Origin of the sequence: Acinetobacter sp. WU_MDCI_Abxd143, from assembly GCF_025514195.1 — a bacterium.
Taxonomy (GTDB): Bacteria; Pseudomonadota; Gammaproteobacteria; order Pseudomonadales; family Moraxellaceae; genus Acinetobacter; species Acinetobacter pittii_H.
In genome coordinates this window covers 202148-225392 of the sequence record NZ_JAHPTH010000001.1, presented here as the reverse complement: position 1 = coordinate 225392, position 23245 = coordinate 202148, and the positions used below count along the sequence as shown (strand labels likewise).

The following is a 23245-nucleotide window of genomic DNA, read 5'->3' as shown; positions in this document are numbered from 1 at the left end:
TGATATGAACATGAAAACATTATTAAGCCTAAGTTTGCTTGCACTCCCATTTTTTACTGCACAGGTAAATGCTGAACCTGTTGCTTTAGCTACTCAAACACAACCTGCGACTACAGCAGTTAAAACGATTGTTCCGATTACCGCAAAAACCAAAGAACAAGCTTTGGCACAAGCTCAAGTCATTGCAAATACAGCAGATGCTGATTTGGCAGAGTTTCGTATCGATTTACTTAGTTTTGCGAGTGATACAAAACAAGTGATTGCCTTGGGCCATGAGTTGAAAAAGATTTTGGGCAATAAGCCAATGATTGCCACCATTCGTACCAAAAACGAAGGCGGCCAGCTTGAAATTAGTGATGTGGATTATGGTAAGACTTATCAGGCTTACTTAAAGAATCCGTTCATGGATTGGTTAGATGTTGAAATGTTGCGTGATCAAAAAGTAGTTTCAGAAATTGTTCAAAAAGCACATCAAAAGAAAGTGCTGATTGTTATGTCTAATCATGACTTCCAAAAAACACCAAGCCAAGATGAAATTGAAAAACGCTTATTAAAACAAGATCAAATGGGTGCAGATATTCTCAAAATTGCTGTAATGCCAAAATCTAAACAAGATGTTTTCACTTTAATGAACGCAACTTTAAAAGTAAGTCAGCAAACCACTAAACCATTGTTAACGATGTCGATGGGACAACTTGGTACGATTTCTCGTGTTGCGACTGCCAATATGGGCGGAAGTTATAGCTTTGGCATGATTGGTCAGGCTTCTGCACCGGGTCAAATTGATGTGACCAAGCTCAAACAGATTTTACAAACAGTTCAACCAACAAACCCATAAATCATAAGGATATGATGAAATGAATACATTACGTTTAACTACTCTTGCATTAGGTTTGATGGTTTCAGGCATAGCTGCGGCTCAAACTTATGTGGTTGACCGTTATCAAGACGATAGCAATAAAGGCTCTTTACGCTGGGCAATTGAACAAGCTAATGCAAACCCAGGCGAAGCTAGCGAAATTTTGATTCAAGCAGTAGGCAAAGCGCCTTATGCGATTAAATTAAATAGTGCACTTCCTGAAATTAAAGCACCTGTCAAAATCATTGGTACAGAGTGGGATAAAACTGGTGAATATATCGCAATTGATGGTTCGAACTATATTAAAGGCGAAGGTGCAAAAGCTTGTCCAGGTGCAAACCCTGAGCAGTACGGCACCAATGTACGTACTATGACTTTACCGGGGTTGGTATTGCGTGACGTCAACAATGTCACTTTAAAAGGTTTGGACATTCATCGCTTCTGTATTGGTGTATTGATTAACCGTTCAAGCAATAACCTGATTCAACATAACCGTATTAGTAATAACTATGGTGGTGCTGGTGTTATGTTGACGGGTGATGATGGTAAAGGTAACCCAACTGCAACCACCACCAATAACAACAAAGTTTTAGACAACATTTTCCAAGACAATGGTGATGGCTTAGAACTGACACGTGGTGCAGCATTTAACTTAATTGCGAATAACCATTTTGTTTCAACTAAAGCAAATCCTGAACCATCGCAAGGTATTGAAATTTTGTGGGGTAATGATAATGCCGTAGTTGGTAATAAATTCGAAAACTACTCCGATGGCTTACAGATTAACTGGGGTAAGCGTAACTATATCGCTTACAACGAAATGACCAATAACTCGATTGGTTTCAACATGACAGGCGATGGCAACATTCTTGATAGCAATAGAGTGCATGGTAATCGTATTGGTGTTGCTATTCGTTCGGAAAAAGATGCAAATGCAAGAATTACATTGACTAAAAACCTGATTTGGGACAATGGTAAAGATATTAAACGCTGTGAAGCCGGTGGTTCATGTGTACCAGATCAGCGTTTAGGTGCAATTGTATTTGCTGTGCCTGCACTTGAGCATGCCGGATTTGTAGGTTCTCGTGGCGGTGGTGTAGTTGTTGACCCATCTAAACAGCAAAAAACATGTACTCAGCCAAATGAACAAGGCTGTAATGCTCAGCCGAATCAGGGTATTAAAGCTCCTAAATTAACTGCGAACAAAGGTTCATTGGCTGTAGAAATTAATGGTTTACCAAATCAACGTTACCAAGTTGAATTTTTTGGTAATCAAAATGCGGCATCAAAAGAAGCTGAGCAATATTTAGGAGCAATAACTGTTGCTACAGATGCACAAGGGATCGCAAAAGCAAATTGGAAGCCGTCTGTAAAAGTTGCCTCAATTACAGCGAATATTACTGATCGCTTTGGAGCGACGTCTGAACTTAGTTCGGCCGTGCAAACTAAATAATAACAATAAGAAAGCGCCTCAAACCGAGGCGCAGCATAGAAATATAGAAATGATAAAAGGGACTTGAAATGCCAAATGTAATGAAACTGAGTGTGCTAACAATTGCTGCATTAGGTAGCCAATTTGCGCTTGCTAATGAGCCTTGGTCACAAGACCGTCAATGGTTGCTAGGCGACTGGAATGGAAAACGCCAGCAATTAGAGCAGCAGGGCTATAAATTTACGGCTTCAATTATGAGCCAAAGCGCCACCAATTTAGATGGTGGTTACAACGACAGCAATACTTTTGAAAATGCTGCACAACTTTCTTTAGGTGCCAACTTCGATTTAGAAAAAATTGCTGGTTGGAAAGATACAACAGCGAGCCTAGTCGTGACTAAACGTGACGGCAATGCATTAACTCTTGAGCGTATTAAAGACCCACGTTCTAGCCAATTGGGCAATGCTCAAGAAATTTATGGTCGCGGGAAAATTTGGCGTTTATCCCAAGCATGGGTGAAGAAGGGCTTTGTTGATAATACTGTACAGGTCAAATTTGGTCGTATGGGAATGTCAGAGGACTTTAATAGTTCTCAATGTGAGTTTCAGAACTTATTGCTTTGCGGTGGGCAGTTAGGAAAATCAATTGGTTCAATTTGGTATAACTCACCAGTCGGTGTTTGGGCGACAAACGTTAAATATCAGTTTGCACCTGAGTGGACTTTAGGTGTTGGTGTGTATGAGGTCAATCCAGACAATATTAAAACCGAATCAAACAGTGATGGTTTTAATCTGGATATGAATAACGTCAAGGGTGCAACCATACCGGTTGAACTTGCATGGAAACCAAAACTTGCTGCTTTTAATGGTTTACCGGGTGAATATAAAGTAGGTGCGCTGTACTCAACCGCAGAAGCAAATGATATTAAAACTGCGGGTAAAGTGCATGACGGAAAACAAAGCTTCTGGATTAATGCACAGCAACAACTTAGCCATGCCGGCCAAGATCCGAAACGCGGTTTATATGTAAGTTTTAATGGCGTTGTAAATGATAAAGCAACGACATTTGTTCAAAGTACACAACAACTTGCTCTTTGGTATAAGGGACCGTTTGATAGCCGTCCAAATGATTCGATTGGTTTTGGTATTGCCAATTATGTAGTCAATGATCGTGCTAAAGATAAACAGATCGCGACAAATGAAAGTCATGGATATTACAGTTATGATTCGATTGCATCTGACTATATTCCAATTCAAGACGACGAGTTAAATGTCGAGTTGAACTATACCTATCAATGGTCTCCGGCCGTCATGTTACGTCCAAACATTCAATATATCCATCAACCTGCTGGTGTGAAAGAAGTCGATGATGCTTGGGTGGCAGGCCTGAGTGTAAAAGTTAATTTTTAATAATATTGATGGCTGGTTAGACATAGTTTAACTGGCCCAAATGCTTGAACTATTCGGGTTCAGTATATGTGGAGTAGGATCTATGTCTGAGTCAGATTCTAAGTTTCATATCTTATTCAAAATATGGTGTTTTATTTTAGGTTTAGCTTTATTGGCTACTGGTATTTTTTATATCGTGGGCGGTGGAAAGCTAGTATCTCTCGGTGGTTCTTGGTATTTCCTTATCTCAGGACTGTTTATAACCATTTCAGCAATTAGTATTTTCCGAAAAAAAGCGCTGGGCGTCTGGATTTTTGCAGCTGTTTTTGTTGGTACCGTAATCTGGTCATTTGTTGATGCAGGATGGGAATTTTGGCCGTTATTCTCGCGGTTAATGTTTCCTGCTGGTCTTTTTGCCGCACTGCTATTTACCTTACCTTCAATTCGACGTTACCAATTTCAAACGAGCTTGGCATCTTCATCTTATGCTGTAGGTGGATTAGTTGTTGTGGGTATGTTGATTGCGCTCTATCAAATGTTCCAACCGCATCCAACAGTAGCAAGTTCAGGTGAAAAACTACCTTTAGTACCAGTTGATCCTGCTAAAAAACAGGTAAATTGGGAAAATTATGGTAATGATGCAGGCGGTAGCCGCTTTGTTGCTCTCGATCAAATTAACCGAGATAACGTTCATAAACTAAAAGAAGCTTGGCGTTTTAGAACAGGTGATTTTACAACGGGTAGTGGTAATGGTGCTGAAGACCAAATGACCCCGCTACAGGTTGGAAATAGAGTCTTTTTATGTACACCACATAACAATATTTTTGCGATAGATGCTGACTCGGGCAAACAACTCTGGAAAGCTGAGGTGAACTCTACAGCTGATGCTTGGGAACGCTGCCGTGGTGTTGCATACTTTGATTCAACTAAACCGCTTGTACAACCAACTTTAGCGGGTGCAAATGCAGTAACTGTGGTTGCAACCAATACAGCATGTCCACGCCGTGTATATACCAATACACCTGATGGTCGTTTAATTGCAGTCAATGCAGATAACGGTCAGCGCTGTGCTGATTTTGGTGTAAATGGAACGGTTGATTTGCTAGAAGGTCTTGGGGCTGGAACAAAAGCGCCACGTTTTGAAGTGACTTCTGCACCGACTATTGCTGGTACAACCATTGTGGTGGGGAGTCGTATTGCCGACAACGTAGCCGCAGATATGCCGGGCGGTGTTATTCGTGGTTATGACGTGATTACGGGTAAACTTCGCTGGGCATTTGACCCGCGCAATCCAAACCCGAACTATGTACTTAAACCGGGTGAAACCTATAAACGTAGTTCGGCAAACTCATGGGCTGCAATGTCATATGATCCGCAAATGAATACGGTGTTCTTACCTATGGGTAGTTCATCTGTCGACATTTGGGGTGGTAACCGTAATCCGTTAGATCATAAATATAATACTTCTGTGTTAGCACTTGATGCGACAACAGGTAAAGAGAAGTGGGTATATCAAACTGTTCATAACGATTTATGGGACTTTGACTTACCAATGCAACCGAGTCTAGTCGACTTCCCATTAAAAGATGGTACGACAAAACCAGCTGTTGTTATTGGAACCAAATCAGGCCAATTCTTTGTTCTTGACCGTGTAACGGGTAAACCGCTGACTAAAGTGATTGAACAACCAGTTAAACCTGCCAATATTCCGGGTGAACAATACAGCTTAACTCAACCTCGTTCAGTTGAAATGCCTCAAATTGGTAATCAGACTTTAACTGAATCAGATATGTGGGGTGCAACGCCGTTCGATCAACTGATGTGTCGTATTAACTTTAAGTCAATGCGTTACGAAGGCCTCTTTACTGCACCGGGTACTGATGTTTCATTAAGCTTCCCAGGTTCTTTGGGTGGTATGAACTGGGGTAGCATCGCTTTTGACCCGACTCATCGTTATATGTTCGTGAACGATATGCGCCTTGGCTTATGGATTCAATTGATGGAACAAACTCCAGAGGACATTAAGATTCAGGCAAATGGTGGAGAGAAAGTAAACACAGGTATGGGTGCTGTACCAATGAAAGGCACACCGTATAAAGTGAATAAAAACCGCTTTATGTCTGCTTTAAGTATTCCTTGTCAAAAACCACCATTTGGTACCATGACTGCGATTGATTTGAAAACTCGTCAAATTGCATGGCAAGTACCACTCGGTACGGTTGAAGATACTGGACCTATGGGAATTAAGATGGGCTTAAAAGCACCGATCGGTATGCCAACCATTGGTGGTCCGATGGCAACTCAAGGTGGTTTGGTTTTCTTTGCTGCAACACAAGACTACTATTTACGTGCATTTGATTCATCTACAGGTAAAGAACTGTGGAAATCACGCATGCCAGTAGGTAGCCAAGGTACTCCAATAAGCTATGTTTCACCTAAAACGGGTAAACAATATGTGGTTGTTACCGCGGGTGGAGCACGTCAATCACCAGATCATGGCGATTATGTGATCGCTTATACTTTAGAGCAATAATTAAATGAGGCAAAAGAGAGAATTTCTCTTTTGCCTTTATCTTTAATATATTTTTTATATAAATGTATAAAAGTAAACTCTACATTTTTAACAAGATAGCTTTACCAAATAGTAAAAAAGTGCTTGAAGTTATTGTCAAACTTAAAATATTCTTAAAAGTAATTCATCTTGAACACTAGACACAGTCGAACTATTAAGCATTTTTTTATAATGTTTTACCTATAAATAAAAGACAAGTATTTATTAAGTTTTGTTTAACTTAACGTTGTGAATTTTAATTAGAAATAAACATTATCAAGTTTTTGATAGAAAAATTTAGGTTATTTTTGTTGGAAAAATGAGCGTAAATATATACTTATATTATATTTATATAATTTATTGGGTTGCGTTAGAATGGTCGTCGCAGGTTATTACTATCCAGTAATAATTTGTATTTCAGGAATTTAAGCTCTTTTTAGCTTAAGGCTCATCGCAAGATGAGCCTTTTTTTATGACATGACGAAAGCTGTTTTTAATTACTATTAAAATAGCCTAAGTAAAATTAAGCGAATAAATGCCGATGAGAATCACAAAAAATAGTCTTTAATGACAAGAAGTATATGATTTGTTAAATTAAAGCCACTTGATAATAATAGGTGATGTAATGAGATTTTTGGTTCTTGCAACTTTATCTGGTTTAGCTTTGATGGGTTGTGCTTCTGTTCAGCAGGCACCGAATACACAAGAGACAATTCGTTATGCTTCTAGCCCATGCTTTGGCGCTTGTCCGATTTATTCTGTAGAAGTAACACCTACAGGTTTAATTCGCTTTGAAGGTAAACAATACACTAAAGCTATAGGTGTTAAAGAAATTCAAGGTAGCGTAAAAGATTATAAAAAACTTGCAGATGATCTAAAAACTTATCGCCCTGAAACAGGTACACAATCAAAAACTGCGGGTTGCCAGCAAACAGCGACCGACATGTCTAGCTATTACATTACTTGGATTCAACCTAATGGCACAGAAACTAAATTAAGCCATTACACAGGTTGTATGTCTCCTGCGAATAATAGATTGAACAAAGTAATGGAAAAACTGCCTGAACAATTAGGCATTAAAGATCTAATTTAATGATAAAAGCCCCAAAATCTTGGGGCTTTTTCTTGTTAAGAAGAATTATAAACTTAAAAGTTTTACTTTAAGTATTCCTAAACAAATCAGCGTATAATACATATTATAAAAATGTATATTGTAAAGCGTGGTTATATGTCAAATATTGTCTATGCCTTTTTGGGTGGTTTATTACTCGGCATCGCAACAGTTGGATATTTATATATAAATGGCCGTATCGCTGGAATTAGTGGTTTGCTCGCTCAAATCATTAAGCCTACTAAAGACACCTTTAAGAGTTCGACATTCTGGTTTATTGCGGGACTCGTGATTACACCTTTCATATATGGTTACTTTTATCAGCCTGAAATTGAAATTAAAGCTAATACATTTGCACTTATTCTAGCAGGTGTACTTGTAGGCTTTGGAACACGGTTAGGGTCGGGTTGTACAAGTGGCCATGGTATTTGTGGTATGAGCAGGTTATCAAAACGCTCGATGATAGCGACAGCAGTTTTTATGTTTGCTGGCATGTTAACGGTTTATATCATTCGTCATGTGATGGGGTAATCCTATGAAAAACATTTTTGCTTTTTTATTTGGTAGCTTATTTTCATTAGGTTTAATGATCTCTGACATGTCTAATCCAGAAAAGGTATTAGGTTTTTTAGATATTTTTGGGCAATGGGATATCAGCTTAATGTTTGTAATGTTGGGGGCTATTGCTGTGGCATTTATCCCTTTTCAAAAGGCTATAAAAAGCCCTAAAACACTCTTTAATGAACAAATTCAATTACCAACGAATACACAGATTGACCAAAGGTTAATTGTGGGAGCTTTTATTTTCGGTATAGGCTGGGGAATAGCAGGTATATGTCCAGCGCCCGCTTTAACGCTTATCGGATTAGGACATTTTGAAGCGCTTTATTTTATTGTGGCAATGTTATTAGGAATGTTTATTTACCGAATTTTAAATAAAGGAAATTAAGTCTATGCAACAACCTCTAATAAAAGATTTTTTTGATGAAAACACCAATACTTTTAGCTATGTTGTTGCGGATTTAGTGACTCTTCAATGCGCTATTATTGATAGCGTGCTTGATTACGATGCCGCATCGGCCACTACAAAAACAACCAATGCTGATCTGATTATCGATTATGTCTTGGCTCAAAACTTCAAAGTACGATGGATTTTAGAAACCCATGTACATGCGGACCATATGACCGCGGCTCAATATTTAAAATCTAAATTGGGCGGTACAATTGCGATTAGTCAAAAAATCTCGGTAGTACAAGAAACTTTTGCAGCTATCTATAATTTTGATTTTAAGAAAGTTAATGAAAATCAGCCCTTTGATTATTTTTTTGAAGATTATGAACATTTCAAAATAGGGGAGATAGAAGCCTATAACATTCCTACACCAGGGCATACACCTGCTTGTTTAAGCTATGTGATTGGTGATGCTGTTTTTGTCGGGGATACTTTATTTATGCCTGATTATGGTTCGGCCAGATGTGACTTTCCTAAAGGAAGTGCTGCTGAGCTTTATGATTCGGTACAAAAACTTTATACACTTCCCGACGACATGCGTATGTTCTTATGCCATGACTATAAGCCCGAAGGCCGTGATGAATATATCTGTCAAACAGATATAAAAACTCAAAAACAAAGCAATATCCATTTAAATCGACGAGTTTCCAAAGAATCATTCATAAAAATGCGTCAAGAAAGAGATGCTACTTTGGCAATGCCAAAATTAATTCTGCCTTCAATTCAAATTAATATGAACGGTGGAAATTTTCCGGAACCTGAAGCGAATGGCATCCGCTATTTAAAAATCCCATTTAATTACTTTTAGAAATAGCCTAAGCATACATTCCGACCATTTTATTTATTCAAATAGCCTAAGCAAAAAATAAAATTAATCTTATGAAAATAGCCTAAGTAAGATTTAAAGAACTTGTCTTAAATCCCGCGCAGTCTCTTGCAATAGCGGCAAAATATGTTGAATTAAATATTCTTCAGTTGTTCTCATGGTTGGAGAAACAATGTTTAAAGCAGCAACCACTTTAAAGTCTTGTCCATAAATCGGTACGGCGAGCGCATGAACTCCTAATTCGTGTTCTTCACGTGAATAACACCAGTCTTGTTCTCGAATCTCTTGTAGTAACTCTAAAAATTTATCATTTTCGACATGTGTATATTTAGTTAAACGCTGAAGTGGATATTTTTGAAGCCAATCTAATTGTTCTTCTTGGCTTAAATGTGCAAGTAAAATTTTACCCGCCGATGTCGCATGAGCAGGCAGGCGGTTACCCAAATGCAAACCGTATGGATTTACACGGTCAGTTTGTTGGTGGGCCGCACTACGGGCAATGGTAATGGCTTCATAACCATCAAGTACCATCACTGAATAAATAAGGGAAGTCTGGTTAGTTAGAAGATTTAATAAAGGCTGGGATACTTTTGGAAGCTGTGCTGCACCTAAATAAGCTCCTGAAAATTTAAGAACTTTCGGGGTTAAATAGTAATAGTGACCATCTGACTCAAGATAACCTAAATATTCTAAAGTTAATAAATGGCGTCTTGCTGCCGCTCGGGTGAGCCCGGTTTTTTCGGCCGCCATAGAAATATTTAAACGATGTTGATTACTGCTAAAGCTATCTAAAATTGACATGCCTTTACCGATGCCAGCAATGTAATCTTCATGACGAATCGTTTTTTTATTGTCCTGATTCTGGATTATCCGTTCATCTTTACTCATTACTGATCCTTGTACGATAGAAGCTTAATAGATCAATTCGCTTTACTGAAAAAGTTTAATAATTTCATGTCGCAAAAATTGATGTCTTAAATTATCCCTTAAATCTTCGTGCCAAAACATACCCATTTTAATATTGGTTATCTCAAAAGGCAGAGAATGTAAGCAAATTTCAGGACTATAAGACAAATGCTGCAAAATCATACGAGGCATCGTAAGTATTGCATCGGCTTGAGCTCCCAAAACTTGTAACGCTGTTGAGTAGTTTTGACAGCGCATAAATACATTTCTTGAAATTTTTTGGTGTTGGTTTAAATAAATATCTTCAAGTAAAGCGCCCGTACGGCGTGACGAAACACCAATATGTCGACCACTAATATAACTAGCTAAATCGACTTCTTTCAGTTGGCTGCAAATGACAAATTCATCTGTCACCAAATGATCAAAGGTAATTTTTGGAGATAAGTATTGTTCTAGATCGATCACGAAATCGAGCTGCTGTGTCGCCAAGTCCGCCATGATGTGTTTTCGATCTAGCTTCATACTCACAAACTGCAAATCTAAATTAAGATTTTGAAAATGTTGAGCTAACCTTGGAAGAATAATTGGCTCAATTTCATCATGCACGGCGATTTTTAAGTTTTTTAAGCTTGTTGGATCGAACACATGCTTCTGCTGGCTAATATTTTGAATGGTTAAAAGTGCTTGTTTCACAGTTGGATAAATCTGTTCTGCAAAAGGAGTGGCTGACATTTTATTGCCTACTCGTATGAATACATCATCTTCAAGTTGCTGGCGTAATCTTTGTAAAGCATGACTTGCCGCTGACTGCGTAATATTAAGGCTACTTGCGGCATTCGAAATACTTTTTTGCTCATAAATCGCAATAAATAGCGGATATAAATTGATATCGATTCGGTGAAAAAAACTTAAGTCTAAGCCATGTAGGTTATGAATATTATTCATGATGCATTATTTAATAAAATCATTTCATTCATATTAAGTTTCAAGTTATGTTGATGTAAAGAATAGAGAATGATGTAAAGGAAAAAGAATGTTTGAACTCTCCAAGAAAGCTCAAGATTTTGCTGAGCGAACTAAAAAATTTATTTTAGAAGAAATAGAACCTGTCGAAGCAAAATTTTGGGAAGAAGTTCATGAGTTAAATCCAGATGGAAACTGGAAAAAATGGCAGTGGCCCGAGCTTTTAGAAACTCTAAAATCTAAAGCTAAACAAGCTGGTCTTTGGAATATGTTTTTACCCGATGAAAAGCTAGGTGCTGGGTTAACTGTTCAAGAATATGCACATATTGCTGAATTGACTGGCCGCAGTTTATTGACACCAACCGTTTTTAACTGTAATGCACCAGATACGGGAAATATGGAGGTGTTATGGCGCTATGGCAGTGAGCAGCAAAAACAGCAATGGTTAGAGCCTTTATTGGACGGAAAAATTCGCTCGGTTTTTTGCATGACTGAACCTGATGTCGCCTCAAGCGATGCAACCAACATGCAAGCGACTGCACTTATAGATGGTAATGAAATTGTTTTAAATGGCAAAAAGTGGTGGTCGTCTGGTTTAGGTGATCCAAATGCTAAAGTCATTATTTTTATGGCACATACACCAGATGAAACTAAAGACCGCCATCATCAGCACTCTATGGTTTTAGTACCGATTGATACGGCAGGTGTTGAAATTCAACGTATGTTACCTGTATTTGGTGACTACGATGCACCGCATGGACATGGCGAAGTTCATTTTAATAATGTTCGAGTGCCTATTGAAAACTTTATTGGTGGAGCGGGGCAAGGCTTCGAAATTGCACAAGGTCGTTTAGGGCCGGGGCGTATTCACCATTGCATGCGCTGTATCGGAGCTGCTGAAAAAGCACTAGAGCTTATGATTGATAGAGGCATGTCTAGAACAGCGTTTGGCAAAGAAATTCTAAAACTCGGTGGAAACCTAGAGCGTGTAGCCGATGCGCGAGTAGCCATAGATCAAGCTAGACTTTTAACCTTGTATGCTGCTTATAAAATGGATACTTTAGGAAATATGGCTGCTTTAACAGAAATATCTGCAATTAAAGTAGTCGCTCCGAGCGTTTTAGAAAAAGTAGTCGATATGGCAATTCAGCTACATGGCGGTGCGGGCGTTTCAAGAGATACGCCATTAACAGGTTTCTTTGCTCAAGCACGCAGTTTACGTTTAGCTGATGGTCCGGATGAAGTGCATAAAGGCATGATTGCCAAATTAGAGTTGGCCAAACGTGGTTATGGTCGTCATAAGAAAGTATAAGTTTAAAGGAAGTGAATATGTCGGTAATTGATGTAGGCGGTGAAGTACGTGAAGGTGAAGAGCTTGATATTGGGGCAGTTGAGAACTGGTTAAAAAACCAAGGTGTTGAGTTGGTTGGTCCAGCAGTCGTTACTCAATATACGGGCGGGGCGTCGAATTGGACTTATCGTTTAAAGTATGAAAATACCGATTTAATTTTGCGACGTCCCCCAAAAGGAACAAAAGCGAAGTCAGCCCACGATATGGCCCGTGAATATATGGTGCAGAAAAATCTTGCGCCTTATTATCCAGTGCTTCCTAAAATGGTTGCACTTTGTCAGGATGAATCGGTCATTGGCTGTGATTTTTATGTCATGGAACGCATTGAAGGTATTATTCCTCGTGCAAAATTACCGCCTGAGCTTGGCTTTAATGAAGAAGATGTCCATCAACTTTGTGTAAATGTTATTGATAAGTTGATTGAGTTACATCAAGTTCCTTATGAAAACACGCCTTTAGCTGAACTAGGCAAAGGAACAGGATATTGCCGTAGACAGGTTGAAGGTTGGGATAAACGCTATGAGAAAGTCCGTACAATCAACGTTCCTTCATTTAAATATGTCCGAAAATGGCTAAATGATAATATCCCTCAAGACTCGACGACTTGTATTATTCACAATGATTGGCGTTTTGATAATGTGATTTTAGATCCAGAGCATCCAACAGATGTGATTGGGGTGTTGGATTGGGAAATGGCGACCTTGGGTGATCCATTAATGGATTTGGGCAGTGCTTTGGCTTATTGGGTTGAGCCAACGGATAATATGATTTTTAGATCGACACGCCGTCAGCCGACTCACTTAAAGGGAATGTTCTCTCGCAAAGAAGTCGTTGAATATTATTTGCAAAAAACAGGTCTAAAACCTCAAAACTGGGCTTTTTATGAAGTATTTGGTGTATTCCGTTTAGCCGTGATTGCCCAGCAAATTTATTACCGTTATTACCATAAACAAACCCGAAATCCTGCTTTTAAAGATTTCTGGATAGTGATTCATGCCCTACATGTGCGAGCTTTAAAACTTATCGCACAGCAAAAATTGCAAGAATCAGAATTTGCTCAGCAATCTATACAGAAAATACAGGGTATTTTAAGAAGATGACCACAATTTATCTGGTAAGACATGGACAGGCTTCATTTGGTAAAAGTAACTATGATGAGCTGTCTGAAAATGGTGAAGCTCAGGCGACTTTGTTAGGTTGTTATTTTAAGCAAATATTGAAAGAACAGCCGTATGTGGTTGCTGGAACTATGCAACGCCATGAGCAAACTGCAAAGCTCGCACTCAATGAATGTTTTCCAGATGCAGTAATTCATCATAATAATTTATGGAATGAGTTTAACCATCAACAGGTTTTTGCACGCTATGAACCACGTTTTGAACAACCTGAACTGTTAAAAGCCGACGTAGCACAGGAACAGAACCCACGCGCTTATCTTGCCAAAATATTCGAAGGTGCCATTGGACGATGGACTGATGGTGATTTTCATCATGAATATGATGAGTCATGGCCGCACTTTAAAGAAAGAGTCGAAACAGCATTGCAGCAACTTTGTGATGAGTTAGCGAAAACTAAGCCTCGTTATGCAGTTGTTTTTACCTCTGGTGGTGTGATTTCTGTAGCAATTGGAAAATTGCTTGAACTGAGTCCCAATCGAACTTTTGCATTGAATTGGGCAATTGCTAATACAAGCCTCACAACTTTGCGTTTGGTTGGAAATGAAGCTCAGGTTTTAAGTTTAAATGAACATCATTTTATAAAAGCTGAGCGGCCAGATTTACTGACATGGATTTAAAATAAGGATAAAAACATGGCAAAGACAATTTTGATTACAGGTGCAAGTTCTGGATTGGGCGCAGGTATGGCGCATGAATTTGCAGCCAAAGGTTATAACTTAGCGATTTGTGCACGCCGTTTAGATCGATTAGAGACTTTAAAAACTGAACTTGAAAATGAGTATGGTATTAAAGTCATTGCAAAAAGTCTGGACGTTACCAATTACGATCAGGTTTTTGAAGTATTTCGCGCCTTTAAACAAGAATTTGGCTCTTTAGACCGAATTATTGTAAATGCGGGAGTCGGAAATGGCCGTCGTATTGGTAAAGGTAATTTTGAAATTAACAGAGCCACAGCTGAAACAAACTTTATTTCTGCTTTAGCGCAGTGTGAAGCTGCGGTTGAAATTTTCAGAGCACAAAACGCCGGTCACTTGGTGGTGATGTCATCCATGAGTGCGATGCGTGGATTACCAAAGCATTTATCGACCTATGCGGCAAGTAAAGCCGCGGTTGCTCATTTGGCTGAAGGTATTCGAGCTGAATTATTGGATACGCCAATTAAAGTCTCAACCATTTTCCCAGGCTACATTCGTACTGAAATAAATGAGGGTGCTAAACATCTTCCTTTTGAAGTAGATGCCAAAACGGGATGTAAAGCTTTGGTCAAAGCCATCGAAAAGCAACCTGTAAAAGCTTATGTGCCGCAGTGGCCATGGTTACCAATGAGTATTGCCATGAAGGTCTTACCTTTAAGGTTAGTCAATAAATTAGGCTAAAAATAACCCCCTAAATTTTAGGGGGTAATTTTTTGATAATTAAAACTTTTTGGTGTAATTCACAAATAAACGGTCTTCACCAAAGTCATTGCCATGTTTTACGTTGTAATCAATACGAATGTATTGCAGAGCAACACCTTTTAAGAATGGCTGCTGAAACGCATAATTTAAAATTACATTCGACTCAGTTTCATGGTTTTTGTCGCCATTGGCTGCTTTAAAGTCATGTCCATAAACATATTTCACCATCGCATTTAAGCCCGGAACATAATCTTTAAAGTCGTAGCCGTACATCACATGGTAAGACTTTTCATCTTCTTTAAAGAAGCCCGTGGCATTCCAGTTAATGAAATACGTCTCTGGTAAGAATCCATCTGGTAGTGGGTAGGCTGACTCACCGATAATCTGTTGGTAACCTAAACCAAAGGTATGGTTTTTCACCTTGACAGTTTCAAGTACGCCGATATTTTGAGCATCAATATCAAAAGTGTTGCCATCATCTTTTGCATTGAAGTATTTAAACTTAGATGTTAAGGCAAACGTTGGCTGCTTCCACGTGTGTTCTAGCCCAACATAGTGTTTGTTGTAGAGGTCTTCTAAATTACCAAAGTAGTACTCGCCTTTTAAAGACGGCGTGAATTGATAACGTAAGTCAATATAATTCAAACCATCAGATTCTTTGGTGATTCCATTTGCGGTGAACGAAAACTTTTTAAAGTCTTCTTCATTTCGTGGTGATACTTTTTCAACCCGACCAATTTCTGCATAGAGCTGATCTGAAAGTTGTGATTTTAAGTTGGTTCCCCAATATGAAGTAAGTAACTGACGGCTGGCATCGACTGCCGTTACAGGTAAATCTAACCAGAGTTCACCAACACTCAAAAGAGTTTTATCATAGCCGAGTTTTAAGGACGCGCCGTATTTTAGATAGTCTGACGCTTGTGACTGGGTTTCTTTATTAAAAGGCAAAACTGTATCGGCGACATGTTTGTCAGAACTTAAACGCACGGCGTATTGAACAGAAGCATCAGCCCCAATCGTGATTGGCTTATCTGCTATGATTAAGGGAGTGTCATGCATTTTCGATTTATAAAATAATGATGCTGCCTGAGACCAACTGCCTGTGTCTTTGAGGGCATCATTATCAAAATCACGGTTGATATAGGCATTTTTTAAAGTGAATTTCCATTCATCTTCAGTTTGCTGATTTGGATTTGCGGCCCATGAGTTGCTACACATAAGTATTAAAGTGGCAACAGCTAAAGTGCGTGGTTTAAAACGGTGAAATAATTCCATAATCCATTTCCCAGATGTATGCCAGTCCTCGGCACTACGTAATTTTGAATATTTCGGTACTCTCTAAGCGTTTAGTTAGAGAGTACATTTTTGCAATTTGTGAGATCTATTAATTTAATTTTTCAAGCTTCATACTTTCACTAAAGAATTTGCAGCCTTTGAAAAGCAGAATTAAAGCCAGTACACAAGACAAACCACCTACAATAGATAAAGAAGAACCCACCATTAATGGGCTACCAAAAACTTTATCTGTAATAATGGCTACCAGTGTTGTGCCAATACCGAGTCCAATTAAGTTACTCACCAAAAGGAAGAGGGCAGAAAGGCGTGCTCTAAACTGGTTTGGGGCTAACATTTGCAAAGCAGTTGCTGAAATCACTAGAGGGAAAGATGCAAAGAACATTGCAGGAATCAGTAAGCTAACTGAAAGCCAAAGCTGATCTGTTTGGGTAAAAAATGCAATTGGAATAATCAGGCCAACAATACCAATTACACCCGTGAACATCGGGGCATCTTGACGACCTTTTTTAATAAACCAGTCGTTTAACCAACCTGCACAAAATACGCCTAATGTATTTGCGACTAACAGAATGGTACCAAGCATATAGCCTGTTTCAGTCGGCGCGAGTTGAAACTTACGAATATAAAATGCAGGTGTCCAGCTAGTTAGGCTATAGAGTGCCATTGCATAAAAGGTAAAACCTAAATAATGACAAGCAAATGTTTTCGAATGTTTTTTAATAAACTGAAGACATTGTGTGAATTTAACTTGGTCAACTTGTCCATTTTGGTTGAGTTGCTGGCCTTTACGTGCAGGGTCTTTAACGGTCAGAATAAATAGCAAACCAATAATAATGCCGGGTAAACCCACCACTAAAAAGGCAATTTGCCATGCTTTAAGTGCACCTAATAATGGAACTTCAATGAGTGTCACGCCTTTAAGCAGGTTAATCACATAACCGCCAACTAAAAAGGCAATACCACCACCTAAAAAAGCACCAATTGAATAAATCCCAACTGCACGGCCTAGTTTGTCCTTACTAAACATGTCGCTAAATATTGAATAAGCAGCTGGAGATAACGCAGCTTCCCCTACACCTACCGCCATACGGCTTAAAAACAGTTGAATAAAGTTTTTACTTAAACCACAAGTTGCCGTTGCTAGACTCCAAACAATAATCCCGATTGAAATCAGTTTTGGTCGTGAAAAACGGTCAGCAATATAGGCGAGTGGTAATCCCATCACTGCGTAAAACAGCGAAAAGGCCAGTCCATGTAACAAACTAAATTGTGTATCTGAAAGTTGGAGATCTGCTTTGATGGGTTCAATCATCAGTGCCAGAATTTGGCGGTCAATAAATGAAAATATATATGCCAACATACAAAGTATGACCACATACCATGCATAGGCATTGCTTTTCTTCTGGGTCCTTTCAACAGCGATATTACTTTGGTTCATACACTTAATCCTTATGTATAAAACGCTTTAAAGAAATTGATATCTAACTTTTATTATTCCTCTGAAGTTTTCAATATTTCCCCCTTTTAGATAAGAATAATAAATAGGCTAGAAATGAGTAATTTGGTCTCGTACAGACCGGAAGAGAGTGGCTAAATCCAATTAGAAAATAATTGGGCTTATAAGATCATGGAATTATTATTTTCTTTTTATATGTAAAATTCCATTACTTATTGAGTATGTTAGAATACCTAAAAAGTATGTTAAGTAAAAATATACGAACATTTAAATGAAGTAATAATCTGATTCTATTTATTTTAATAAAAGAGCAGTTAAATAAGATAAAGTTTTAACTGCTCAAAAGGGCTAATTTGCATTGAAAGAAATATTTAACTTGATGGCATAAGATCAAACAATTTCTTTAACTGAGAATTTAAATTGTGCAACTCATCTTCTGAAAAAGCATTGAGGATCCCCGCTAAGGTAACCACACTAATTTGGTTAATCTGTTCAACCAGCTCAACACCTTTGGCCGTTAATTTCACCATCGAAATCCGTTCATCAGCGGTAGAAGAGTAGACTTCCACAATTCCATCTTCTACCAAACGATATACAGCCTTTGTTGCTGTGGTGAGTTTTAAAGTAGAAAGATTGGCAATGTCAGTGATACTGGCTTCCCCAAGCGCATTGGTACTTAAAATAATTTTGCGGCGAGTATTATCAATGCCAAGTTTCTTTATAGATTTTTCAATCAGTTGTGAATATTTACCATTAACTTGGGAAATCCAGAAAAAGGGGAAGTTTTGAATACTCGACGGTTCTTTATTGGGAAGAAATTGTTCTAAATGATCAAGCATAGCTAAGCAATAACTTAGTAAAAAAAGGGTAATTCTATTATAAACAAAATTTTGCATATTTCCTTGAACACACATTAGAAAAATTACTTGACAATTCCATTAAATTTTCTGATATTTTAATTAATGGATAAAAATACATGGAAAAGTGAATGAATATTATTAGCCAAAGTGTGCACAAAGGAAGCGGCAAACTTAAGGTGATGGTGAAGGACACTATAGATATTCAAGGTCTAAAAACCATTGCTGGCAGTAGAGCTTTATTAGAAGTTGAACCTGCGCACGATGATGCAGAGGTGGTTAAAAACATCTTAAAAGCTGATTGCGAAATTATTGGCAAGACAAATTTGCACGAATTGGCTTTTGGAATTACGGGCATTAACCATGCTTTTGGTACACCTATCAATCCTAAATATCCTGAACTTATTCCAGGTGGGTCTTCGAGTGGTTCAGCTGCAGCCGTCGCTGCAAAACAAGCTGACTTTACTCTAGGCACCGACACGGGTGGCTCTATCCGTATGCCCGCTGCGTGCTGTGGCATTTTTGGTTTAAAACCGACTTTTGGCCGTGTTAGCAGAAAAGGCGTATATCCGCCGTTGAGTTCTTTAGATTGTGTTGGCCCTTTTGCAAATTCAGTCGATATGATTGAAAAAGCCATGCAAATTATTGATCTAACTTTTAAGCCTACTGAATTTACTAGTGCACCAAAACTTGCGGTTCTGGATGTCAAAGCAGATGAGATTATTTGGAACTGTATTTATCAAGCAATTCGAAAAGCCAATTTACAGACCACTTTAGAAAAAGTTGAACATTTTGAAGCGGCTTATGATGCAGGTATGCAGATTATTAATTATGAAAATTGGCAAGCTTTTGGTGAGTTAACTCAAACAGGCTTAGTTGGTTCTGATGTAAATGGTCGTTTATTAAAAGCTGCCGCAACAACTTTAGAGCTAGTAAAGCAAGCTGAAGTTGTGAAAGCGCAGCTCACTCAAGAGCTCGATGCTTTATTAGAAAAATATGATGCATTGGTTCTACCGACACTTCCGCAAATTCCACCGAAAGTTTCTGAAGCTGAAAACACTGTCGCTTTTTTGAATCTTACAGGTTTAGTTCGACCATTTAATTTATCAGGTCATCCAGCGATTTCAGTGCCACTTGAAACCAGTGAAGGTTTACCAGTGGGCTTACAGATCGTATCAAAGCATCAAAAAGATGAGCAATTATGCGCTATAGCTAAATTTTGTATTGATGCAATGCAATAAATTACAAGGAGTTAGATGATGAATAAGTTGTCTAAAATGGAGTTTGCTTCTCAAGACAAAGCAGTTGAGTTAGATGCTTTGTGTCAAGAAATTCGTGAGCGTGCCTGTACAGGTGAATTCGATAATCAAGCGTATGTGAGCCAAGACATTATCGAAAAACTTAAAAAAATTGGTGTTTACCGTGCATTAGTTCCTAAACGTTTTGGTGGCGAAGAATGGTCACCACGGCAGTTTTGCGAGTTAATCGAAACTTTATCTAAAGCTGACGGTTCTGTGGGCTGGGTGGCAAGTTTCGGCATGAGCCCTGCTTATTTAGGAAGTTTGCCTGAAGAAACACTGAAAGAGTTGTACCAAAACGGCCCAGATGTGGTGTTTGCCGGAGGTATTTTTCCGCCACAGCCTGCCGAAATTACCGATGAAGGTGTCGTAGTTCGTGGACGTTGGAAATTCTCAAGCGGCTGCATGGGAGCTGACATTGTTGGCGTGGGAATTTCACCCCTTAAAAATAATGAAATGCAAGGCTTACCACGTATGGCCGTGATGCCTGCCAACAAAGCCAAAATTGAAATGACATGGGACACTGTTGGCCTAAAAGGTACCGGAAGTCATGATTTGGTGGTTGAAGATGTATTGGTCGAAAAGAAATGGACCTTTGTACGTGGCGAACCTTCAAAACTCAGCGAGCCATTTTTTAAATATCCATCACTGTCTTTAGCGACTCAAGTATTAACCGTGGTGGGTATTGGGGTTGCAGCTGCCGCATTAGAAGAATTTGAAAAATTAGCACCGGGTAAAGCATCTATTACGGGTGGGTCAGAAATTGCCAACCGCCCCGTGACTCAATATGAGTTTGCTCAGGCTGATGCAGAGTTTCAGGCTGCAAAGTCTTGGTTTTATCAAACCATGGACATTGTTTGGAATGAAATTATTGTTGGTCGTGAAGCAACTGCTGAACAGATTAGCGATATGCGTTTGGCATGTACCCATGCAGCGCGAGTTTGCGCCAAAGTGACCCGAAAAATGCAAATGCTCGCGGGCATGACAGCGATCTATACCAACAATCCATTTAGCCGTTTTGTGAATGACACCAACGTGGTGACTCAGCATGCCTTTATGGGTGATGCAACTTTACAAAATGCAGGCTCAATCAGTTTCGGGTTAAAGCCAACCCCAGGTTATTTATAAGTTTTAATTTTTTAAAAAGGATATTGAGATGGAAGCTAAAAAATCATTACGCGTGTTGTTTTGCATGGGTATTAACCAAAACTTTTTTGATGCAGAACCTGCTGAAGCCAAAGCAGTTTGGGCAGCGTTTGGTGAAATGTGGAATGGCATTCATGACTTACCGGGCGTGCATGTTTTTGGAAATCTTGATGATGACCAAAGCATGGTTGGCCCAAGTGCAGGTTGGCCTTGGACCACTTATTTGCTTGCTGATGTTCCGGATATTGAAACCGTACATGCCGCTTGTAACTTGTTTAGAACGACCGTGGTGGGTGAAGGGCCATACAAACTTTGGAAATATTGCAAAGTTGAAGCTCGTGTTGGGCGTGAATTGATTATCCAACGTTAAGGCGATGGCAATGAATGACAAAGTGAATATGGCAGAAATCATAGAGCGGCTAGAACAGTTAGAAGAGCACAACGCGATTCGTAACTGCCTGAACCGTTATATGGAAATCTGTGACGAGCTTAATGCAAATACAGACCTTGATGAGCTAATGAATCTTTTTGATCAGGACTGTATTTGGGAAGGTATTGGCGAGAAATATGCCAAATCTTTTGGCCGTTATGATTCTTGGCAGTCGATTTACGACATGTTCAAACGCTATACACAAAAAGAATCTTACTTTGTCATGAATGCACACTTTGTGAATTCAGAACAAATTTATGTAAATCAAAATGATGCAAATGCTTCATGGCTGATGTTGCAAACTTCAACTTTTCAAGATGGCCGTAGTCATCTAAATGCAGCAAAGCTCAAGGTGAAGTTTCAGAAGCAAGCAGATGGAACATGGAAAATTAAACATTTCCAAACACAGAATATTTTCAGTCGTCCGGTATCGCATTGGCACAGTGAAGCCGAGTTGCCGGTACCTTCCCAGGAATGACCCAGGACATATTTAAAAGGACTATTGATATGAACAGTATTATCCCAACGCATAACATTGGCATTGATTACGATGCTTTGGTTCAAAGTGACCGTGCCCATACCTCTCTTTATAAAGATGAACGCATTTTTGATGAAGAGATGGAAAAAATCTTTTATAGCACTTGGGTGTGGGTTGCGCATGCCAGCGAAATTCCGGAAGGCGGAAGCTATAAAACGATTAATATCGGTAAACAGCCTGTGGTTGTGGTGCGTGACCGTAAAAAGAAAGTCCATGTACTTTTAAATCGTTGTCGTCACCGTGCAGCGACCGTATGCGAACATAAAAAAGGAAAAACTAATAGTTTTGTATGTCCGTACCACGGTTGGAGTTATGCACTTGACGGTAGTTTACGTGGTGTACCATCTCCGGAAAGTTACGGCGATTGTTTAGATAAATCAGAATTACCACTGGTGAGTCTACGAGTAGAAGAATATAACGGCATGATCTTCGCTTCATTTAAAGAAGACATTCAACCGCTTGAAGAGTTCCTTGGGCCAGCAAAAAAATGGATTGACCTGTTTATGAAACAAGGAGCGGGTTATCCAATTAAAGTGTTAGGTGAACACCGTTTCCGTTTCCCGGGTAACTGGAAAATCCAGCTTGAAAATACCACCGATGCATATCACTTCCCATTAGTTCATAAGTCATTCTTAAGTTCTGTAGATGAAAAAACAGAAGAACTCTTTAACTTCGAAAACCAACCGGGCTTTGTTGAAGACTTAGGTAATGGTCACAGTGTTATGGTGATGATTCCTGAACTGGTTGATCTAGACGAAGAGCTTATGGAGCGACCAATTCAAGAGCGCTTTGAAGACTTGGCTCAAGCTTTGCGCGACGAAGGCCATGAAGAGTTAGAAGTACGCCGTATTGTTCGTGCAGTCGGTGGTTCTGGATTTAACTTAAATTTATTCCCGAATATTGCATGTTCAATGGCGTTCTTCCGTGTGTTACAGCCAATCTCAGTTGCTGAAACAGAAATTCATCACTCGGTGATTACGATGGACGGTGGTCCGCAAATTGCCAACCAATATCGCTTACGTTTGCATGAGCATTTCCAAGGTCCATTTGGTTTTGGTACACCAGATGACTCTGAGGCTTGGGAACGAGTACAACACGGTGCAAATGCGGGTAATGATTTATGGATTATGCTCAACCGCGGTTTACCGGGCGAAGTCAAAACCGAAGATGGTTTAAAAAGTGATGTCAGTGCTGAAACAGGTATGCGTGCAGCATATCAGCAGTGGAAAAAGATGATGACGGCTTAAGGA

22 protein-coding genes are annotated in these 23245 nt (G+C 39.1%); 17 read left to right on the top strand and 5 right to left on the bottom strand.

Annotated elements, in window-relative coordinates:
• Positions 1-10: 10 nt before the first annotated feature.
• The 8 genes from aroD to KTI79_RS00980 all read left to right on the top strand — a co-directional run bounded on the left by aroD (position 11) and on the right by KTI79_RS00980 (position 9161).
• Positions 11-838 carry a type I 3-dehydroquinate dehydratase gene (aroD, locus tag KTI79_RS01015; protein WP_086376301.1) on the top strand — a complete coding sequence of 276 codons (828 nt, stop codon included), beginning with the start codon at positions 11-13 and terminating at the stop codon, positions 836-838.
• A gap of 19 nt (positions 839-857) precedes the next feature.
• Positions 858-2312: a nitrous oxide reductase family maturation protein NosD gene (locus KTI79_RS01010; protein WP_032053876.1), complete on the top strand. Its 1455-nt coding sequence runs from the start codon at positions 858-860 to the stop codon at positions 2310-2312.
• Positions 2313-2380: 68 nt separating this feature from the next.
• Positions 2381-3700 carry a carbohydrate porin gene (locus KTI79_RS01005; RefSeq protein WP_032053874.1) on the top strand — a complete coding sequence of 440 codons (1320 nt, stop codon included), beginning with the start codon at positions 2381-2383 and terminating at the stop codon, positions 3698-3700.
• 82 nt (positions 3701-3782) lie between these two features.
• Positions 3783-6212, top strand: coding sequence for a glucose/quinate/shikimate family membrane-bound PQQ-dependent dehydrogenase (locus tag KTI79_RS01000; RefSeq protein WP_086376170.1), 2430 nt, complete (start codon positions 3783-3785; stop codon positions 6210-6212).
• 652 nt (positions 6213-6864) lie between these two features.
• Entirely contained in the window at positions 6865-7323 is a 459-nt protein-coding gene (locus KTI79_RS00995) for a DUF6438 domain-containing protein (protein ID WP_079284209.1), read from the top strand.
• A 135-nt stretch (positions 7324-7458) separates the two neighbouring features.
• Entirely contained in the window at positions 7459-7872 is a 414-nt protein-coding gene (locus KTI79_RS00990; RefSeq protein WP_032053871.1) for a YeeE/YedE family protein, read from the top strand.
• Between the two features lie 4 nt (positions 7873-7876).
• Positions 7877-8290 (top strand): YeeE/YedE family protein, encoded by a 414-nt coding sequence (locus KTI79_RS00985; RefSeq protein ID WP_032053870.1) that lies wholly within the window; start codon positions 7877-7879, stop codon positions 8288-8290.
• A gap of 4 nt (positions 8291-8294) precedes the next feature.
• Positions 8295-9161, top strand: coding sequence for an MBL fold metallo-hydrolase (locus KTI79_RS00980; protein WP_032053869.1), 867 nt, complete (start codon positions 8295-8297; stop codon positions 9159-9161).
• Between the two features lie 93 nt (positions 9162-9254).
• Here KTI79_RS00980 and pcaU read toward each other — a convergent pair whose 3' ends face one another.
• Positions 9255-10067, bottom strand: a complete 813-nt coding sequence (pcaU, locus tag KTI79_RS00975; protein ID WP_086376171.1) for an IclR family transcriptional regulator PcaU — start codon at positions 10065-10067, stop codon at positions 9255-9257.
• A 42-nt stretch (positions 10068-10109) separates the two neighbouring features.
• Complete coding sequence (locus tag KTI79_RS00970; protein WP_086376172.1) at positions 10110-11030, bottom strand: LysR family transcriptional regulator; 921 nt, start codon at positions 11028-11030, stop codon at positions 10110-10112.
• 88 nt (positions 11031-11118) lie between these two features.
• Here KTI79_RS00970 and KTI79_RS00965 point away from each other — a divergent pair, with 88 nt between their 5' ends.
• Genes KTI79_RS00965 through KTI79_RS00950 form a run of 4 tightly spaced genes read left to right on the top strand, consistent with a single transcriptional unit; the run spans position 11119 to position 14953 of the window.
• Positions 11119-12360: an acyl-CoA dehydrogenase family protein gene (locus KTI79_RS00965; protein ID WP_032053865.1), complete on the top strand. Its 1242-nt coding sequence runs from the start codon at positions 11119-11121 to the stop codon at positions 12358-12360.
• A 17-nt stretch (positions 12361-12377) separates the two neighbouring features.
• Complete coding sequence (locus KTI79_RS00960; RefSeq protein WP_032053864.1) at positions 12378-13499, top strand: phosphotransferase family protein; 1122 nt, start codon at positions 12378-12380, stop codon at positions 13497-13499.
• On the top strand, positions 13496-14194 hold the full coding sequence (locus KTI79_RS00955; RefSeq protein ID WP_032053863.1) for a histidine phosphatase family protein: 699 nt from the start codon (positions 13496-13498) through the stop codon (positions 14192-14194). Before KTI79_RS00960 ends, KTI79_RS00955 begins: the two co-directional genes overlap by 4 nt.
• A 15-nt stretch (positions 14195-14209) precedes the next feature.
• Positions 14210-14953: an SDR family oxidoreductase gene (locus KTI79_RS00950; protein WP_086376173.1), complete on the top strand. Its 744-nt coding sequence runs from the start codon at positions 14210-14212 to the stop codon at positions 14951-14953.
• Between the two features lie 39 nt (positions 14954-14992).
• Here the strand turns inward: KTI79_RS00950 and KTI79_RS00945 are convergent, their stop codons facing one another.
• The 3 genes from KTI79_RS00945 to KTI79_RS00935 form a co-directional block, all read right to left on the bottom strand.
• Positions 14993-16249, bottom strand: a complete 1257-nt coding sequence (locus KTI79_RS00945; protein WP_032053860.1) for an OprD family outer membrane porin — start codon at positions 16247-16249, stop codon at positions 14993-14995.
• Between the two features lie 109 nt (positions 16250-16358).
• On the bottom strand, positions 16359-17708 hold the full coding sequence (locus tag KTI79_RS00940; RefSeq protein WP_086376174.1) for a spinster family MFS transporter: 1350 nt from the start codon (positions 17706-17708) through the stop codon (positions 16359-16361).
• Positions 17709-18097: 389 nt separating this feature from the next.
• Positions 18098-18565, bottom strand: a complete 468-nt coding sequence (locus KTI79_RS00935; protein WP_032053858.1) for a MarR family winged helix-turn-helix transcriptional regulator — start codon at positions 18563-18565, stop codon at positions 18098-18100.
• Positions 18566-18714: 149 nt separating this feature from the next.
• Here KTI79_RS00935 and KTI79_RS00930 point away from each other — a divergent pair, with 149 nt between their 5' ends.
• Genes KTI79_RS00930 through KTI79_RS00910 form a run of 5 tightly spaced genes read left to right on the top strand, consistent with a single transcriptional unit; the run spans position 18715 to position 23242 of the window.
• Positions 18715-19824, top strand: coding sequence for an amidase (locus KTI79_RS00930; protein ID WP_032053857.1), 1110 nt, complete (start codon positions 18715-18717; stop codon positions 19822-19824).
• Positions 19825-19860: 36 nt separating this feature from the next.
• A complete protein-coding gene (locus KTI79_RS00925) occupies positions 19861-21009 on the top strand; it encodes an acyl-CoA dehydrogenase family protein (protein ID WP_086376302.1) in 1149 nt (382 codons plus the stop codon).
• A 28-nt stretch (positions 21010-21037) separates the two neighbouring features.
• On the top strand, positions 21038-21397 hold the full coding sequence (locus tag KTI79_RS00920) for a hypothetical protein (RefSeq protein WP_000387554.1): 360 nt from the start codon (positions 21038-21040) through the stop codon (positions 21395-21397).
• A gap of 4 nt (positions 21398-21401) precedes the next feature.
• Positions 21402-21935 carry a nuclear transport factor 2 family protein gene (locus KTI79_RS00915; protein ID WP_079284186.1) on the top strand — a complete coding sequence of 178 codons (534 nt, stop codon included), beginning with the start codon at positions 21402-21404 and terminating at the stop codon, positions 21933-21935.
• Positions 21936-21964: 29 nt separating this feature from the next.
• Positions 21965-23242 (top strand): aromatic ring-hydroxylating oxygenase subunit alpha, encoded by a 1278-nt coding sequence (locus tag KTI79_RS00910; protein ID WP_005069110.1) that lies wholly within the window; start codon positions 21965-21967, stop codon positions 23240-23242.
• Positions 23243-23245 lie beyond the last annotated feature (3 nt).